The sequence below is a fragment of the Haloferax sp. s1 genome, from assembly GCF_058382125.1.
In genome coordinates this window covers 1-1639 of the sequence record NZ_JBZRPK010000179.1, presented here as the reverse complement: position 1 = coordinate 1639, position 1639 = coordinate 1, and the positions used below count along the sequence as shown (strand labels likewise).

Genomic DNA, 1639 nt, shown 5'->3' with positions numbered 1-1639 from the left:
GGCTAACGGCGGTCCCCGCGACCCCCTCGGGGGCGGCTTCCATCGCTCCTGTGTCGACCGCCAGTGGACCGTTCCGCACTTCGAGAAGATGCTCTACGACCAGGCCGGTCTCGCCGCCCGCTATCTCGATGCCTACCGCCTCACCGGAAACGAGTCGTACGCGACCGTCGCCCGCGAGACGTTCGAGTTCGTCCGCAGGGAACTCTCGCACGACGACGGCGGCTTTTTCGCCACCCTCGACGCCCAGTCCGGCGGCGAGGAAGGGACGTTCTACGTCTGGACGCCAGAAGACGTGCGAAGCCATCTTCCCGAACTCGAAGCCGACCTCTTCTGTGACCGCTACGGCGTCACGCCCGGCGGCAACTTCGAAAATAAGACGACCGTCTTGAACGTCTCGGCGACCACCGCGGACCTCGCCGAGGAGTACGACCTCACTGAATCCGAAGTCGAAGAGCGACTCGAAGAGGCTCACGAGGAACTCTTCGCGGCCCGCACAGACCGCGAGCGACCCGCCCGCGACGAAAAGGTGCTCGCCGGTTGGAACGGGCTGATGATTTCGGCCTTCGCGCAGGGTGCAGTCGCCCTCACCGACGACTCGCTCGCCGACGACGCTCGCCGTGCTCTCGACTTCGTGCGCGAACACCTCTGGGACGAGGCGTCCGAAACGCTCTCGCGGCGCGTGATGAACGGCGAGGTCAAAGGCGACGGCTACCTCGAAGATTACGCCTTCCTCGCGCGCGGTGCGTTCGACCTCTATCAGGCGACCGGCGACCTCGAACCGCTTTCGTTCGCTATCGACCTCGCGCGGGCGACCCACCGCGAGTTCTACGACGATGCCGCGGGAACGCTCTACTTCACACCAGAAAGCGGTGAGGCACTGGTGACGCGCCCACAGGAGGCGACAGACCAGTCCACGCCGTCGAGTCTCGGCGTCGCCACGTCGCTGTTCTTGGACCTCGAACACTTCGCGCCGGACGCTGGCTTCGGCGATGCCGCCGACGCAGTCCTCGAATCCTTCGCCAACCGCGTTCGCGGTAGCCCGCTCGAACACGTCTCGCTCGTCCTCGCCGCCGAAAAGGCCGCCAGCGGCGTCCCGGAACTCACCGTCGCCGCCGACGAGATGCCCGACGAGTGGCGCGAAACCATCGCCTCGCGCTACCTCCCCGGTCTCGTCGTCTCTCGCCGACCCGCAACCGACGACGAACTGGACGCGTGGCTCGACGAACTCGAACTGGACGAGGCTCCGCCGATTTGGGCCGCCCGCGAGGCGACCGATGGCGAACCGACCGTCTACGCCTGCGAGAATTTCACCTGCTCTGCGCCGACCCACGACATCGACGAGGCGCTGGCGTGGTTCACCGCGGGCGACGACGCCTGAGGGCGGAGAAACCGTAGGCGACGACGCCTGAGACTGCAACGAGGCTCGTCAGGTCGTCAGAGGCGGTGGCCGTCGTAGCGCCGTCGTAACTCTCTGTTTTTTTTGGCGAAGCTGTTGGCGCGGGCCGGGGGCATCTAAGCAAAAAATTTCTTCCTTTGCCTCGCCTCCTACAACAAACCCGCCTCGCTCCCGCCTCTTCTAAACAACCCCCCCCCCCACAGATCATAAGTCAAGTACGACGCCCTCTGCTGTGCGAAAAAA

1 protein-coding gene is annotated in these 1639 nt (G+C 65.3%); it reads left to right on the top strand.

The features are described 5' to 3' along the window. On the top strand, positions 1–1378 hold a 1378-nt coding region (locus QT222_RS01415; RefSeq protein WP_491476067.1), incomplete at its 5' end, for a thioredoxin domain-containing protein. Positions 1379–1639: the final 261 nt, after the last annotated feature.